Consider the following 15906-nt stretch of genomic DNA (forward strand, 5'->3'; position numbering starts at 1 on the left):
GCAGTAGAGGAGCAACAGATGTATCAGGATTTTGAGAGCGAACTGGACTGGGCGATGCGCCATATGCCACGCACCCGGGCGGCGGTAGCTGCGTTGCCGGATTTAAACGGCGTGCGGCTGGCGTGCAACATGCATCTGGATCTGAAAATGGCACCGCTGGTGGCGGGCCTGCTGGACAAGGGGGCAGCAATCTATCTGACTACCTGCAACCCGACCACGGTACAGGATGACGTGGTTGCCTGGCTGGAGCGCCGCGGTGCCGAGGCCCATGCCTGGCGGGACATGAGCGATGCCGACTGGTCCGAATCCTTCGACCGCGCACTGGTCTGGGCGCCGACTCACCTGTGTGAAATGGGGGCAGATTTGACTACCCGTTTGCACCAGTCAACCGACGGCCCGCAGATTATCGCCGGGCTGGAAGCCACCGGTTCCGGGATCAGCCGACTGAACGGTATGGCGCCGCGCTATCCGATCTTCAACTGGGATGACTTACCGGTGAAAGAAGGGCTGCATAATCGGCACATGGTCGGTTTGACCGCCTGGCATACCTTCTTCCAGACCACCCATTTAACGCTGCATGAAAAATGTGTACTGGTGATCGGTTATGGTTTGGTTGGGCAGGGCGTTGCGGCGGCGGCGAAAGCCTACGGCGGACAGGTGATCGTGGCGGAAATCGATCCGGCTCGGGCGTTGCAGGCACGTTATGACGGTTGGGCGGTGGTCGAACTGGCCAGTGCCGTTAGTCAGGCCGATGTGATTGCCACGGCGACCGGGGCGAAAAATGTGCTGTCGGCACGGCATCTGCAGCAGGCGAAAGATGGGGTGTTCATTCTCAACGTCGGCCATGTGACGGCGGAAATTGACGTTGGCTTCCTGCAAAGCCTGCCACACAGCGAGCCTATGCCGTTTGTAAACGCCTACCAACTGGAAGAGAAAACGCTCTATTTGCTGGCCAATGGCTCGATGTTCAACCTGACGGCGGGCTACGGCGACAGCCTGAATGCCTTTGATGTGACGCTGGCGGTGATGGCGGCGGGCATTGGACATATTGTGGGTGAGGGTGCTAGCCGGGGACCTGGTTTATACCTGTTGCCTCAGTCGGCCTGGCAACCGGCACTGTAACTTTTTCCTCGCGGGCGTTAATCCCAGAGCGCTCGCGGTTTAAACAATTTTCCTTCCGACAGAATTTGTCACAAATCGACTGGCATAATCCCAGTGCCAACTGCAGATCCCTCACATATAATTCGGCCAAATAAGACCTTCATCTTCTTCGTCACAGAGTAATACATGTGAAAATACGTGTTTTGGTACTAACCCTGCTCGCATTGCAGGCAGGAGCAGGCATCGCGCCGCGCGCGCTGGCCAGCGAAAATAACGCCGCCGTTCGGGCCAGCCAGCCTGAGTTGGCTTCCGGCAGCGCCATGGTCGTGGATATGCAGACCCACAATGTGATGTATGCGCGCAACCCGGATGAAGTGGTGCCGATCGCCTCGATCACCAAGGTGATGACCGCGATGGTGACGCTGGATGCCCATTTGCCGATGGATGAAATGCTGTCGGTGGATATTCATCAGACGCCGGAAATGAAAGGGGTTTATTCACGCGTACGTCTGAACAGCGAAATCAGCCGCAAAGACATGCTGTTATTGGCGCTGATGTCGTCAGAAAACCGCGCCGCTGCCAGTCTGGCACACCATTATCCGGGCGGTTACGGCGCCTTTATCAAGGCGATGAATGCCAAAGCCAGATCGCTGGGCATGACCAACACGCGTTACGTGGAGCCGACCGGACTGTCGATTCATAACGTCTCGACCGCACGTGACCTGACCAAGCTGCTGATTGCTACCAAGCAATATCCGCTGATTGGCCAACTCAGTACCACCACCGAACGTATGGCCAGCTTCAAGGATCCGAACTATACGCTGCCGTTTCGTAACACCAACCATCTGGTTTACAACCCGAAATGGAACATCCAGTTGACCAAAACCGGCTTCACTAATGAAGCAGGGCATTGCCTGGTCATGCGTACCATGATTGGCAGTCGCTCAGTCTCGCTGGTAGTGTTGGACGCCTTCGGCAAGTACACCCACTTTGCCGATGCCAACCGTCTGCGCACCTGGATCGAAACCGGTAAGGTGACGCCGATCCCGGCCGCTGCCCGTGACTATCGTCGTCAGAAAGACGCCCGTCTGGCGAAGAACGAAAGCGAATAACCCGTTCTGCGGCCTGCGGAGTCTCCGCGGGCCGTTATTTCTCCCTGATGCCGCCTTATCCTTGCCGTCAGCGATATCTCCCATTACCTTGGGTAGATTCGCGTTGCTAATCCATCCGCTATCATTAATAAATACCCTATCGTGCATGAGGACGGCATCCTATGAGCAAAGTTTCTACTTTTGTCATGTTTCAGGGCCAGGCCCAGCAGGCTATTGATCTTTATAGCGAGTTATTCGCCGGTTTCAAGGTTCAACAGTTGCAGCATTATGATGAGAGCGATGATGGGCCACGACGGGTCAGGCATGCGACCATCGACTTTGAGCGGCACAACCTGGTGTTCACTGATAGTCCGGTCAGCCATGATTTTGGCTTTACTCCGGCGGTGTCACTTTTCGTTAATTTCGCCACCGACGCGGAGCTGGAGCGGGTTTTCGCCCGTCTGGCTGAGGGTGGTGAAGTGTTGATGCCGATTGATGACTATGGCTCCAGCGCGCGTTTCGGTTGGTTAAACGATCGCTTTGGTTTGTCCTGGCAATTGAACGTGCCGGCTGGAGATGTGGGGGGATAATTATAAATGCTTAGGGCTAATATAGCGTATTTAAAGTAAAACCTATATTAGCCAAATACTGCGTTTTGAAGTTTATTGCCTGTATAAATATCGTCAAATATGAAGGTGAAGTCAGGTTTAAATAACTCGTCATCCCCTATTAAGCCCGGATTTGTTTTTCGTCTCTGGTGTATTGTCATTTTGACATCGTGGTGTCATGGTGACAATGTGATTATGATGTCATTTTGACATTATCTGTTTTAAATGTGTTTTAAAACAACAGTATAAAAACTGGCATGTCCTTTGCTGGCTATTACGTTATGAGCAGTTATCAAAACGTTATAAACAACAGCAACAGCAATTGCGCGCATTTATCGTTAGCGAAGATCATATGAAACAGGCTTTCAGCTTGCTGAAGGCATTAAACAGTTAATCCAGACCGCAGAGATGCGACTTCACCCATATTTACCGGGAGAATTAATTATGAAATACCGTATTCCAGCCGATTATAAACACACCCGTTCAACTCCGTTCTGGGACAAGGACAGCGTGCCAAAAGCGTTGTTAACCCACCACAACACCAAGAAAGGGGTCTATGGACGGCTTTCGGTGATGCGTGGCGCGGTGAAATATATTGGTTTTAAATCAGAGCATGACAGCCAACCGGAGATTGAAGTGATTATCTCCGCCGGCCAGTTTGGCGTCAGCCCGCCGGAATATTGGCACCGTATTGAATTATTGACGCTGGACACCTATTTCAATCTGGATTTCTTCGCTGCGCCGGAGATTGAACTGGAAGGACAAGGGTTCGGTCAGGTGGTTAACAGCAAGCGCTAACCGATAGCTCAGTGCCACGCATGCTTAGGCTGCGTGACACTGAGCAGATTATTTTCTGTTATCGATTTTAGTGCGTACGTAGAACCACCAGGTTACTAGCGTACATATAATATAAAACACCAAAAACACTCTCATTGCGCTGTCTGCCGCACCGGTCAGCGCCAGTGAAGTACCGAATGCTTTAGGAATGAAGAAACCACCGACTGCCCCAATTGCCGAGATAAAGCCGAGCGCGGCGGCAGAGTCGGTCGCTGCTTCACGCGCAGCTTCTTCGTCGCTCCCGCCGTTGGCCTTCACACGTCGGGTGGTGTCATAACGGAAGATAATCGAGATCATCTGGAAGGTTGATCCGCTCCCCAAGCCTGCCGTCAGGAATAACCCCAAAAAGACCACGAAGAAAGCTAGGAACGAGCCGCTGCCGTTACTGCCCGGCAAGGTCAGAAAGATCAGTCCAGCAAATACGCTCATCATGAAGAAGTTCAGTACGGTAACGCGTGCACCACCGAATCGGTCGGCCAGCACTCCGCCCACAGGTCGCGCCAGCGCGCCTATCATCGGTCCCCAAAAGGCATAATGCGTAATCACTACGTCAGGAAACTGGGTTTTTGACAGCATGGCAAAGCCAGCCGAGAAGCCGATAAATGAACCGAATGTTGCCAAATACAGCAGCGCCATCACCCACATATGCAGGCGTTTTAACACCGGCAACTGGTCACCCAATGAGGCTTTGGCTGCTGCGATGTCATTCATGCCAAACCAGGCAGCAACGGCAAAAATTGCCAGCGGGATCACCCAGATAAACGCCGCGTTTTGTATCCACAACGTTTCGCCTTCCGGCGTGACCTGACCACCGCCGGTGAAAGCGCCGAAAATAGCGCTGGTTATCACCAACGGTGCCACCAACTGCATGACGCTGACGCCCAGATTGCCCAGACCCCCATTCAACCCCAATGCGCCGCCCTGACGGTTTTTCGGAAAGAAGAAGCTAATATTGGCCATACTGGAGGCGAAGTTAGCTCCAGCTACTCCACACATCAATGAAATAATCACAAATACCCAATACGGTGTGGCAGGGTTTTGTACCGCAAAGCCCAACCACAAACATGGGATCACCAAAATTAACGTACTGAAAGCGGTCCAGCGGCGGCCACCGAAAATCGGAATGACGAACGAGTAGGGCACGCGCATGAAGGCACCGGCCAGGGAAGGCAACGCGGTCAGCATGAACAGTTCATCGGTGGTAAATTTAAAGCCGATGCGATTCAGGTTGATGGTGATGGCGCTGAACAGCATCCAGACGCAGAAAGCCAGCAGGAGACTGGGGATGGAAATCCAGAGGTTACGTCGCGCAATACTGTGGCCAGTATGCTGCCAAAATTGGAGATCTTCGGGATTCCAGCTAGATAAAACACCTTTTTCGGTATGTTTTTCAGTGTTTGGCAATGGCGACATGACCGTGGCTCCTCAATGTGCAAGATCGCTGCCATTAGTCTGGTCGAGGGTTTCCGCATTCGCAAATACGTTTCTTAATCCGATTTTTATTTCTTGTCCTCTTCCACGGCAATGTCATGGTTTTTGTCTATCCTGAAAAAAGTGCCGCAACAGCCTGCTGCGGCACTTTACTTTATAATTAGTATTCAATTTATTGATTTAAATATAAAAAAATTATTCACCTACAACGACGGTTTCGGCTGGCGGCTTGATGGAGAATGTCGATGAGCAAATTTCTTGACCGGTTCCGTTATTTCAAGGAACTGGGTGACACGTTTTCGGATGATTTCGGACAAACGCTTGATACTAATCGGGATTGGGAGGATAGCTATCGTCAGCGATGGCAGTATGACAAGATTGTCCGATCAACTCATGGTGTCAATTGCACCGGTTCATGCAGTTGGAAGATCTATGTCAAAAACGGATTGGTTACGTGGGAAACACAGCAAACTGACTATCCTGAAACCCGACCCGACTTGCCTAATCATGAACCGCGTGGCTGCCCGCGTGGTGCCAGCTATTCATGGTATTTATACAGCGCCAACCGGTTGAAGCACCCGTTGGTGCGCCTGCACTTGCTTGAGTTGTGGCGTGAAGCCCGTCAAGTTCACGATGATCCGGTTGACGCTTGGGCTGCAATCGTCAGCGATCCGCAAAAGTCCCAGCGTTACAAACAGGCTCGGGGGCGTGGTGGGCTGGTGCGCGTCAGTTGGGATGAAATGAATGAACTTATCGCCGCTGCCAATGTTTACACCGCCAAAACCTTCGGCCCGGACCGGGTTACTGGTTTCTCGCCTATTCCGGCGATGTCGATGGTTTCCTACGCATCCGGTGCCCGTTATCTGTCACTGATTGGCGGCACTTGCCTGAGTTTTTATGACTGGTACTGCGATTTGCCACCGGCTTCGCCGATGACCTGGGGCGAGCAAACCGACGTGCCGGAATCGGCAGATTGGTATAATTCGTCTTACTTGATCGCCTGGGGTTCCAACGTGCCGCAAACCCGCACGCCAGATGCGCATTTTTTCACCGAGGTACGCTACAAAGGGACCAAAACGGTCGCGATCACTCCGGACTATGCGGAGATTGTCAAGCTTTGCGACCAATGGCTGGCACCGAAGCAAGGAACCGACAGCGCAATTGCCCTGGCGATGGGGCATGTGATTCTGAAAGAGTTTTATCTACAAAAACCTAGCCAGTACTTTACCGATTATGTCTCAAGATACAGTGATTTACCTATGCTGGTGTTGCTGGAGCTGCGTGAAGACGGCAGCTATGCTGCCGGGCGTCAGCTGCGCGCTGCGGATTTGGTCGATGAACTGGGGGAAAGCAACAATCCGAAATGGAAAACGGTGGCGATTGACCAACTTAGCGGCGATCTGGTGGCACCGTTGGGATCAATCGGTTTCCGCTGGGGTGAGAAGGGTAAATGGAACTTAACCCAGACTGCCGGGCAGTCACAGCGCGAGGTCAAACTGCAACTGAGTTTGCTGGGTCAGCAGGATGCGGTGGTATCGGTCGGCTTCCCGTACTTCGGTGGATTGGAAAGTGAACAGTTTCGCCCGGTGGCATTGCAGGATGTATTGCATCATCCGGTCCCGGCGAAACAAATTACGCTGGCAGAGGGGTCACAGGCATACGTCGCCAGCGTTTATGACCTGATGATCGCTAATTACGGTCTTGCCCGTGACTGGGGAACGACACAGGCAGATAACTCGCTGGCCGCCACAGATTATAACGAAGTCAAAGCTTACACACCCGCGTGGGCGGAGCAAATCACCGGCGTACCGCGCGCCAATATTATTCGCATCGCTCGCGAGTTTGCCGACAACGCCGACAAAACACACGGACGTTCGATGATTATCGTCGGTGCCGGTATTAATCACTGGTATCACATGGACATGAATTACCGCGGATTGATTAACCTGTTGGTCTTCTGCGGCTGTGTTGGCCAGACCGGAGGTGGTTGGGCGCACTATGTTGGGCAGGAAAAACTCCGGCCGCAAACCGGCTGGCTACCCTTGGCATTCGGGTTGGACTGGAGCCGTCCACCACGTCAGATGAATACCACCTCATTCTTCTACAACCATTCCAGCCAATGGCGCTATGAAACGCTCAATACTGAGGACCTGCTGTCACCGATGGCTGATAAATCCCGTTTCGGTGGCAGCCTGATTGATTTTAATGTGCGAGCCGAACGGATGGGTTGGTTGCCTTCCGCTCCGCAATTGAACGTCAACCCGTTGAATATTGCCAAACAGGCTGAACAGCAAGGAAAAACACCGCAGGAATTTGTGGTGGACGGGTTGAAATCCGGCAGCCTGCGCTTCGCCGCAGAGCAACCGGACGATCCGCAAAATAGCCCAAAAAACCTGTTTATTTGGCGTTCGAATTTATTGGGCTCTTCCGGTAAAGGGCATGAATATATGCTCAAGTATTTGCTGGGTACCGAACATGGTATCCAGCAGGTTGATCTCGGACAGCAAGGGCAGCAAAAACCGCAAGAGGTGGAATGGCTCGATCAGGCGCGTGAAGGCAAGCTGGATCTGGTCGTGACGCTGGATTTTCGCATGTCGACGACTTGCCTGTATTCCGACATTATCCTGCCAACCGCCACCTGGTATGAGAAGGACGACATGAATACCTCGGACATGCATCCGTTTATTCATCCGCTCTCCGCCGCAGTGGACCCGTGCTGGGAGTCGCGCAGCGACTGGGAAATCTATAAAGGTCTGGCGGCGAGTTTTTCAAAAGTCTGCGTTGGCCATCTGGGTGAAGAAACCGATGTGGTATTGGTGCCCATTCTGCATGACTCGCCGGGCGAACTGGCGCAGCCGCTTGAGGTGCTCGACTGGAAGCAAGGTGAATGTGAGCTGATCCCGGGGAAAACCGCCCCCTCGATAGCAGTAGTACAGCGCGACTATCCGAATACCTACGCACGTTTTACTTCGCTGGGGCCGCTGCTGGATAAGCTTGGCAACGGCAGTAAAGGCATCAACTGGGACACCCAGGAGGAAATAGACCTGCTCGGTAAACTCAACCGTTGTCACAGCGGAGGTCATGCCGACGGTCGGCCGGTGATCAATACGGCGAAGCAGGCGGCAGAAGTGGTGTTGATGTTGGCGCCGGAAACCAACGGTGAAGTGGCAGTAAAAGCCTGGCGTGCGCTGGGAGAGCTGACCGGCCGTGATCATACTCATCTGGCGCTGGGGAAGCAGGATGTCAAAATTCGCTTCAGCGATCTACAGACGCAACCGCGTAAAATTATCTCCAGCCCGACCTGGTCCGGTTTAGAAGACGATCATGTGTCGTATAACGCCAGCTATACCAACGTGCATGAGCTAATCCCGTGGCGAACGCTTAGCGGTCGTCAACAGCTTTATCAGGATCATCCGTGGATGCGTGCTTTTGGTGAGAGCTTGCTGGTGTATCGACCGCCTATCGACACTCGCACCACGCGACCGATGTTTAATCAACGCCCCAACGGCAACCCGGAAAAAGCGCTGAACTTCCTGACGCCGCACCAGAAATGGGGCATCCACTCGACCTACAGCGACAACTTGTTGATGTTGACGCTGGCGCGAGGTGGGCCACTGGTATGGATCAGCGAAACCGATGCTAAAGAACTGGGCATTGAAGACAATGACTGGATCGAAGCATTCAACGTCAACGGCGCTTTATCGGCCCGTGCGGTGGTCAGCCAGCGGGTGCAGGCCGGTATGGTCATGATGTATCACGCGCAGGAACGTACCATCAACGTCCCCGGTTCGGAAATCACTGGCCAGCGTGGCGGTATTCACAACTCCGTGACCCGTGTCAGCCCTAAACCTACCCATATGATCGGGGGTTACGCCCAATTAGCTTACGGCTTCAACTATTACGGTACGGTCGGCTCGAACCGCGACGAGTTCGTTATCGTGCGTAAAATGCGGCGCATTGACTGGCTGGACAACGAAGGGCATGACAGCGAGCAACCGGCAGCAGTGGCCGGCGGCCGGGGAGTGGAAAAATGAAAATTCGTTCGCAAGTCGGTATGGTGATGAATCTCGACAAATGTATTGGCTGCCATACCTGTTCGGTAACCTGTAAAAATGTTTGGACCAGCCGCGAAGGCACCGAATACGCCTGGTTCAATAACGTTGAAACCAAACCGGGTCTGGGATATCCGCTGAATTGGGAGGACCAGGACAAATGGAAAGGTGGCTGGATCCGCAAGATCAATGGCCGCCTGAAGCCTCGTCAGGGCGGGCGCTTTGCCGTATTGGCGAATATTTTTGCCAACCCGCATATGCCACAGATTGATGACTATTACGAACCCTTCGACTTTGATTACCAGCACCTGCACACCGCCGCAGATGGCAAAGTGCAGCCGGTGGCACGGCCGCGCTCATTGCTGACCGGCAAACGGATGAACAAAATCACCGGCAGCGCCAACTGGGAGGACGATCTGGGGGGCGAGTTTGCCAAGCGTTCGCAAGATAAGAACTTTGAAAACGTGCAAAAGGAGATGTACGGCCAGTTTGAAAGTACCTTCATGATGTATCTGCCGCGACTGTGTGAGCATTGTCTTAACCCAGCTTGCGTGTCGAGCTGTCCAAGTGGCGCAATTTACAAGCGGGAAGAAGACGGCATTGTGTTGATCGACGAAGACAAATGTCGCGGCTGGCGAATGTGTGTCAGCGGTTGTCCGTATAAAAAAATCTACTTCAACTGGAAAAGCGGCAAGTCGGAAAAATGCATTTTATGTTATCCGCGCCTTGAAGCCGGTTTACCGACCATCTGTTCCGAAACCTGCGTTGGCCGCATCCGCTATCTGGGCGTAGTGCTTTATGACGCTGACGCCATTGAACAGGCGGCCTCGGTGGAAAACGATCAGGATCTGTATGAACGCCAGTTGGGAGTATTCCTGAACCCGAATGACCCAATGGTGATTGAGCAGGCGCTCAAGGACGGTGTGCCAATGAACGTGATCGATGCCGCTCAGCGTTCGCCGGTGTACAAACTGGCTATGGACTGGAAACTGGCGCTACCGCTGCATCCGGAATATCGCACCTTGCCGATGGTGTGGTATGTGCCGCCATTGTCGCCTATTCAGTCGGCGTCTGACGCCGGTGTTTTGCCTCACAAAGGTGTGTTGCCGGACATCGATGCATTGCGCATTCCGCTGCAATATTTAGCCAACCTGTTTACCGCCGGCGATACCGCACCGGTGGCACGTTCGCTGAAACGTATTTTGGCGATGCGTCACTACAAGCGTATGGAAACGGTGGAGGGGGTACATGATACCAGCGCCCTGGATGAAGTGGGTCTGACCGAAGCGCAGGTACAGGAAATGTACCGCTATCTGGCCATCGCCAATTACGAAGACCGTTTCGTGATCCCGACCAGCCATCGCGAACTGGCACGCGACGCCTTCCCCGAGCGTAATGGCTGCGGCTTTACCTTTGGCGATGGTTGTCACGGCAGCGACAGCAAGTTTGATCTGTTTAACTCCAAACGTATCGATGCCATTGATGTTGGGGTGAAAACCGGGGGGCAGAAATTATGATTTCACTCCGCATTATTTCGCGCCTGCTGGAATATCCCGATGAGGCATTGTGGCAAGGGAAATATGAATTGTTGGCGGCGTTACCCGAGGCCAGCGAATTGTCACCACAACAACAAGCTTTGTTGGCCGACGTGATCCACTGGCGCTGTAACGGGCGTCTGCTGGACGCACAGGCAGAATATACCGGTCTGTTTGACCGTGGTCGTTCAACCTCGCTGTTATTGTTTGAACATGTACACGGCGAATCGCGCGATCGTGGTCAGGCGATGATCAACCTGCTTGAACAATATCGTCAGGCCGGCTTGCAGTTGGATACCTATGAATTACCCGACCATTTGCCGTTGTTTCTCGATTTCTTGTCAATGGGGGCCGAGAAAGAAGCGCTGGAATGGTTGGAAAGCATTGCGCCGATCCTGGCTCTGCTCGGCGCACGCTTGCACGAACGGGAAAGCCGCTATGGTCAACTGTTTGATCTGCTGACTCAGCTTTCCGGCAGTCAGGCACGCAGTAAAAATCTAATGCCTAAAGTGCGTGAAGAAGCGCGTGACGATACGCCGGCGGCGCTGGACGCGGTATGGGAGGAAGAGCAGGTGCGGTTTATGGTTGAGCAGGGCGGCTGTAGCGCTGAAGAGGCGAAGCATCATCAGCGTCGCTTCTCCGGTTCTGTGGCTCCGCAATATCTTGACGTTGGCGCTGCCGCGCCACAAACCAGAGGGGAGTGAGTGATGGCGCATTTCCTTGATGTATTTTTTTTCGATATCTATCCGTATATCGCCGGCACGGTGTTTCTGCTTGGTAGCCTGTTGCGGTATGACTACGGTCAATACAGTTGGCGTGCCGGTTCTAGCCAGATTATGGATAAGCGTTGGATGCGGGTAGCCTCCAACCTGTTCCACGTAGGCGTGCTTGGGGTATTGGCTGGTCACGCTTTTGGTATGCTGACACCACACTGGGTGTATGAATCCTGGTTGCCGATGCCGGTGAAACAACAGATGGCGATGTTTATGGGCGGTGCCTGTGGCGCACTGATGCTGATTGGCGGCCTGATGTTACTGTATCGCCGGCTGTTTAATCCACGCGTACGGGCGATTTCCAGCGGCGCGGATATTTTGATTCTGGTATTGCTGCTGATCCAGGTTTCTTTAGGGTTGGGCACAATACCGTTTTCGGCTCAGCATCCTGACGGTAGCGAGATGTTGAAGCTGGTGAACTGGGCGCAGCATGTGGTGACATTCCGTTTCGGTGCCTCAGAGTTCCTGCAAGGTGTTGCACCGATTTATCGGATTCATTTGGTGCTGGGCATGACCTTATTCCTGCTGTTCCCCTTCACACGGTTGGTGCACGTGTGGAGTATTCCTCTGGAGTACCTGACGCGACGGCCGCAACTGGTGCGTAAAAGAAGATAACCTGTGTCTGCCGGGGCAGAGCCTTGCCCCGGTGACGTTGTTTTGATGCCTCAATTTTACTCCATCATTGCAATATAATACCTTCACTCCGACCATGCTGATGGCTATTTGGGCACAGTTACCGCTATGCTAAACAGGTGACAACTGATGAATTTAAAAAGGATGAACCGCTTTGGCTGGAAGTAGCTTACTGACTTTAATCGATGATATTGCCTCACTGCTGGATGATGTTTCGCTAATGACCAAAATGGCGGCGAAAAAAACCGCCGGGGTATTGGGGGATGATCTGGCATTGAATGCGCAACAGGTTACCGGGGTAAAGGCCGATCGCGAGCTGCCGGTGGTGTGGAGCGTGGCCAAAGGGTCGTTTATCAACAAGGCAATTCTGGTGCCGCTGGCATTGCTGATCAGTGCATTCGCCCCCTGGGCCATTACACCGTTGCTGATGGTGGGTGGTGCTTATCTGTGCTACGAGGGCTTTGAGAAGGTGTTCCACAGCCTGACCCACAGCAAGCAAACGGGTGGTGAAGAGAAAAAAGAGGCGCTGGATGCCAATGAGGATGTGGCAGCCTACGAACAACGCAAAGTTAAAGGGGCAATACGTACCGACTTCGTGCTGTCCGCCGAGATTATCGCCATTACGTTGGGTACCGTGGCGGGGGCGACCTTCAGCCAGCAGGTGATCGTGCTGTGTGGTATCGCGATTGTGATGACGGCGGGGGTTTACGGTATCGTGGCCGGTATCGTCAAACTCGACGATCTGGGGCTGTATCTGAGCCGCAAAAGCAGTGCGCTGGTGCGTTCTATCGGCAACGGCATTGTCAGTGCAGCTCCTTATCTGATGAAAACGCTGTCAATCGTCGGCACCATCGCCATGTTTATGGTCGGGGGCGGCATTCTGACCCACGGGTTGCCGCCGGTGCACCATTTGTTTGAGGACTGGGCGTCGTACGCCACCGTGGTGCCGACCTTCGGCCAGATCCTGCAAGGCGTGATCCCTGCATTGCTCAACGTGGTGTTTGGCCTGATTGCCGGGGGCGTGGTGCTGCTGGTAGTTTCGGCGCTGGGCGCGATCCGGGGGCGTTTGAAAGCCTGAATAAATCCCGCGCCGGCTGGCGCGGGGCATTTTAGAAGATCAGCTTAAAAACACCGGTGATGGTGAGCAGGCCCACGATAAAGATAATGGCGACAATCCACAGAATAATTTTCATTGTTCTCTCCCTATAGGTTTGAATGATGGCGCGAGCTTTCGCTAACCTAATGAAATCATTATTTACTGTAGTTGATATTTCGCAGATTGCCTGTTGCGCTGGCAATCAGGGCCGGTTGACATCACCGGCACCCAGCGTGCGCTGCATGATATGAGTGTCGCGCCACTCGCCCAATTTAAAACCCACCGCCTTTAGCGTGCCCACGCTGCAAAACCCCAGAGTCTGATGCAGAGCCAACGAACCCTGATTGTGTTTGGCATTGCCGACGGTCGCTAACATTTGGCGCCAGGGACCTGACTCGCAGCGGGCGATCAGTTCTGCCAATAAGGCTTTGCCGATACCCTGACCTTGCTGCCCGTCGGCGACATACACCGACTCCTCCACGGTAAACTGGTAAGCCGGGCGAGGCCGATAAGGGGTGGCGTAACAGTATCCCACCACCCGATTATCGCGTTTGGCCACCAACCAGGGGAGCCCGGCTTCTTGCACCTTACTGAGCCGCTGTTGCATTTCTTCCAGCGTTGGCGGCTCTTCTTCAAACGATGCGGCACCGTACAACACATGATGGGTGTAAATTTGCTGCACGGTGACCATGTCGTCTGGTGTGGCATCGACAAGCATCAGCGGGGTGGTATGGGGCATAGTGTTCCTGTTTACCTTGAAAAATAAGAAGATAAGCGCATTATGCGCCGCCCACGTTGACAAGGTAAATTGGGCTTTCTTATGCTGAAGATAAGAGAAACCTATGGTTGCTCGCTAGCCGATCGTCGTTGTGTCAGGCGCATTAATACGCCGGAGGCTAACAGTACGCCGAGGATCACCCAGGCTGCGCCGGCCAGTTGCCAGACGTTGGGGGCAGTACCGGTGAGTGTCGCCACCAACATAGTGAAAACCGGCGCCAGATTAAAGAAAATCGCAGTGCGAACCGAACCTATTTTTTCCAGTCCGTTGAACCACAACAGATAGGCCAACAGCGAACCGCATAGCGCCAGATAAACCACGGCCAGGTGTACGCTGAGGCTGGCGGTGGCCAGGCTTTGCAGCGGGTTTTCGAAGATAAACCCCAGCGGTAGCAGGGCCAGGGTACCGAACAGCATCGAGTAGCTGGTGGTTTCGATGGCGGTGGCGTTGTGCACCAGTCGGCGGGTGCCCACCATATTCAACGCCCAGGCCAGGCTGCCGAGTAAAATAATGCCGTCACCGGGGCTGATTTCCAGCCGCAACAGCGTTTGGATCTGGCCTTTGGTAATCACCAATACCACGCCAATAAAACCGGCTAACAGACCGGCAATACGCGAACCGTTCAGTTTTTCATTCTCCCAGATCACGCCGAATACCAGCGTCCACAGCGGCGTAGTGGCCAGGATCAGCGCACCGTTGATCGGCGTGGTGGATTGCAGGCCGAAAAAAGTGCACAGGTTGAATAGCGTAAAGCCCAGCACACCCAGCCCCAGATAAGCCGGCCAGTTGTTTTTCAACGTGCTGAGGCGTAGTTGCCCACGCAGGCCGAAGAACAGCAGGAGTGCCAGCGTCGCCAGGCTGAAACGCTCAATCGACGCGGTGATCGGCGGCTGGTGGGCGATGATATAGGCACCGGCGTTAAAGTTGGTGCCCCAGAAGAAGGTGGCGATAATCACGCCCAGATAGGCCAGCGGCAGCGAGTTTTTCATCATGATTTCCTGTGGTGGCGAAATAAACAGAAAATAGCTTGCGCCTTAAACCTTCGCGGTAATACTCCCTATATGTTCACTGTTGATGTGAGAAAACACCCATGTTCAATTGGGAAGATCTGCACTATTTCATGGTGTTCGCCCGTGAAAAATCGCTGTCGGGTGCGGCCCGCAGTTTGAAGGTTGATCACGCCACCGTTGCCCGGCGAATCGCCAGCCTGGAGATGGCACTGGCATTAAAACTGGTTGATCGCCGTCCGCGTAGCTACTTGCTGACCGTCGATGGACAACGCATCGCGGCACAGGGGGACAGCATGACGCTTAACGCTTTTGCCATCAGCCGCAGCGCGCTTAATGGGCAACAGGGTGTCGCGGGCGAGGTGACGCTAAGTGTGCCACCGGTGATGGGGCTCAAGCTGATCGCGCCGCGAATTGCCCAATTGCAGCGGCGTTATCCGGATTTACAACTCATCCTGCTGGCGGAGACGGCCAACGTTTCGTTGCTGCGTGGTGAGGCGGACATTGCCATTCGGCTTAGCCGCGTCAGCGAAAGCGACCTGGTCACGCGAAAAATGGGTACCGTCGAGTTTGGCCTGTATGCCAATGCGAACTATCTGCGGGTGACGCCGGAAGCGGAGCGGGGGTTTATCGGTTATCACGATGAGCGGGTGGCCTCTGTGCAGCAGAAGTGGCTGCAGGATCAAGCCGGAGAGCGGCCGCTGGTTATGCGCAGTAACGATCTGATGATCCAGGCCGCGGCTGCGGCAGCCGGTGCAGGTATCGCGCTGTTGCCGCATTTTGTCGGGCAAGAATTGGGGCTTGCACCTCTAGCAGCCGCGCAGTCGTTACAACGTGAAATCTGGCTAACGGTGCATGACGACATTCGCCATGCACCGGGTATCGCCGCGGTGACGGCGTTTTTGCTGGACTGCTACGCGGGTGTCCCGGGTATCACCCGGCTGGTGGATAACCTGAGCTGAGT

General features: G+C 53.9%; 15 protein-coding genes. 11 read left to right on the top strand and 4 right to left on the bottom strand.

Annotated features, from left to right (window positions below):
- The first annotated feature begins 18 nt into the window (after nucleotides 1–18).
- The 5 genes from QOT07_RS06700 (at nucleotide 19) to QOT07_RS06720 (ending at nucleotide 3598) form a co-directional block, all read left to right on the top strand.
- A complete protein-coding gene (locus QOT07_RS06700; protein WP_283602760.1) occupies nucleotides 19–1122 on the top strand; it encodes an adenosylhomocysteinase in 1104 nt (367 codons plus the stop codon).
- 161 nt (nucleotides 1123–1283) lie between these two features.
- Complete coding sequence (pbpG, locus tag QOT07_RS06705) at nucleotides 1284–2213, top strand: D-alanyl-D-alanine endopeptidase (RefSeq protein WP_099065191.1); 930 nt, start codon at nucleotides 1284–1286, stop codon at nucleotides 2211–2213.
- Between the two features lie 161 nt (nucleotides 2214–2374).
- The gene (locus tag QOT07_RS06710) at nucleotides 2375–2782 is read left to right on the top strand and encodes a VOC family protein (protein ID WP_283602761.1); all 408 of its coding nucleotides are present in this window, start codon (nucleotides 2375–2377) and stop codon (nucleotides 2780–2782) included.
- 232 nt (nucleotides 2783–3014) lie between these two features.
- Nucleotides 3015–3194 (top strand): hypothetical protein, encoded by a 180-nt coding sequence (locus QOT07_RS06715; protein WP_283604311.1) that lies wholly within the window; start codon nucleotides 3015–3017, stop codon nucleotides 3192–3194.
- Nucleotides 3195–3244: 50 nt separating this feature from the next.
- Complete coding sequence (locus tag QOT07_RS06720; RefSeq protein ID WP_283602762.1) at nucleotides 3245–3598, top strand: TehB family protein; 354 nt, start codon at nucleotides 3245–3247, stop codon at nucleotides 3596–3598.
- Between the two features lie 48 nt (nucleotides 3599–3646).
- On the opposite strand, the gene QOT07_RS06725 is transcribed toward QOT07_RS06720, so the two are convergent.
- Nucleotides 3647–5050: a NarK family nitrate/nitrite MFS transporter gene (locus QOT07_RS06725; RefSeq protein WP_099065194.1), complete on the bottom strand. Its 1404-nt coding sequence runs from the start codon at nucleotides 5048–5050 to the stop codon at nucleotides 3647–3649.
- A gap of 263 nt (nucleotides 5051–5313) precedes the next feature.
- Here QOT07_RS06725 and QOT07_RS06730 point away from each other — a divergent pair, with 263 nt between their 5' ends.
- The 5 genes from QOT07_RS06730 to QOT07_RS06750 all read left to right on the top strand — a co-directional run bounded on the left by QOT07_RS06730 (nucleotide 5314) and on the right by QOT07_RS06750 (nucleotide 13139).
- Nucleotides 5314–9102 carry a nitrate reductase subunit alpha gene (locus QOT07_RS06730; protein ID WP_207975980.1) on the top strand — a complete coding sequence of 1263 codons (3789 nt, stop codon included), beginning with the start codon at nucleotides 5314–5316 and terminating at the stop codon, nucleotides 9100–9102.
- Nucleotides 9099–10637 carry a nitrate reductase subunit beta gene (gene narH / locus QOT07_RS06735; RefSeq protein ID WP_219015644.1) on the top strand — a complete coding sequence of 513 codons (1539 nt, stop codon included), beginning with the start codon at nucleotides 9099–9101 and terminating at the stop codon, nucleotides 10635–10637. The genes QOT07_RS06730 and narH overlap by 4 nt, the downstream gene beginning before the upstream one ends.
- Nucleotides 10634–11359 (top strand): nitrate reductase molybdenum cofactor assembly chaperone, encoded by a 726-nt coding sequence (gene narJ / locus QOT07_RS06740; RefSeq protein WP_099065197.1) that lies wholly within the window; start codon nucleotides 10634–10636, stop codon nucleotides 11357–11359. Before narH ends, narJ begins: the two co-directional genes overlap by 4 nt.
- 3 nt (nucleotides 11360–11362) lie before the next feature.
- Entirely contained in the window at nucleotides 11363–12043 is a 681-nt protein-coding gene (narI, locus tag QOT07_RS06745; protein ID WP_099065198.1) for a respiratory nitrate reductase subunit gamma, read from the top strand.
- Nucleotides 12044–12215: 172 nt separating this feature from the next.
- On the top strand, nucleotides 12216–13139 hold the full coding sequence (locus tag QOT07_RS06750; RefSeq protein WP_099065199.1) for a DUF808 domain-containing protein: 924 nt from the start codon (nucleotides 12216–12218) through the stop codon (nucleotides 13137–13139).
- A gap of 31 nt (nucleotides 13140–13170) precedes the next feature.
- Here the strand turns inward: QOT07_RS06750 and QOT07_RS25935 are convergent, their stop codons facing one another.
- From QOT07_RS25935 to QOT07_RS06760, 3 genes are all read right to left on the bottom strand, one after another.
- Nucleotides 13171–13254: a small membrane protein YohP gene (locus QOT07_RS25935; RefSeq protein WP_020825765.1), complete on the bottom strand. Its 84-nt coding sequence runs from the start codon at nucleotides 13252–13254 to the stop codon at nucleotides 13171–13173.
- A gap of 105 nt (nucleotides 13255–13359) precedes the next feature.
- Entirely contained in the window at nucleotides 13360–13896 is a 537-nt protein-coding gene (locus QOT07_RS06755) for a GNAT family N-acetyltransferase (protein WP_283602764.1), read from the bottom strand.
- Nucleotides 13897–13997: 101 nt separating this feature from the next.
- Nucleotides 13998–14927 (bottom strand): DMT family transporter, encoded by a 930-nt coding sequence (locus tag QOT07_RS06760; RefSeq protein ID WP_232519147.1) that lies wholly within the window; start codon nucleotides 14925–14927, stop codon nucleotides 13998–14000.
- A 98-nt stretch (nucleotides 14928–15025) separates the two neighbouring features.
- On the opposite strand from QOT07_RS06760, the gene QOT07_RS06765 reads away from it, so the two are divergent.
- Nucleotides 15026–15904, top strand: coding sequence for a LysR family transcriptional regulator (locus QOT07_RS06765; RefSeq protein WP_261415567.1), 879 nt, complete (start codon nucleotides 15026–15028; stop codon nucleotides 15902–15904).
- Nucleotides 15905–15906: the final 2 nt, after the last annotated feature.

The organism is Serratia proteamaculans (assembly GCF_949794035.1).
Taxonomy (GTDB): domain Bacteria; phylum Pseudomonadota; class Gammaproteobacteria; order Enterobacterales; family Enterobacteriaceae; genus Serratia; species Serratia proteamaculans.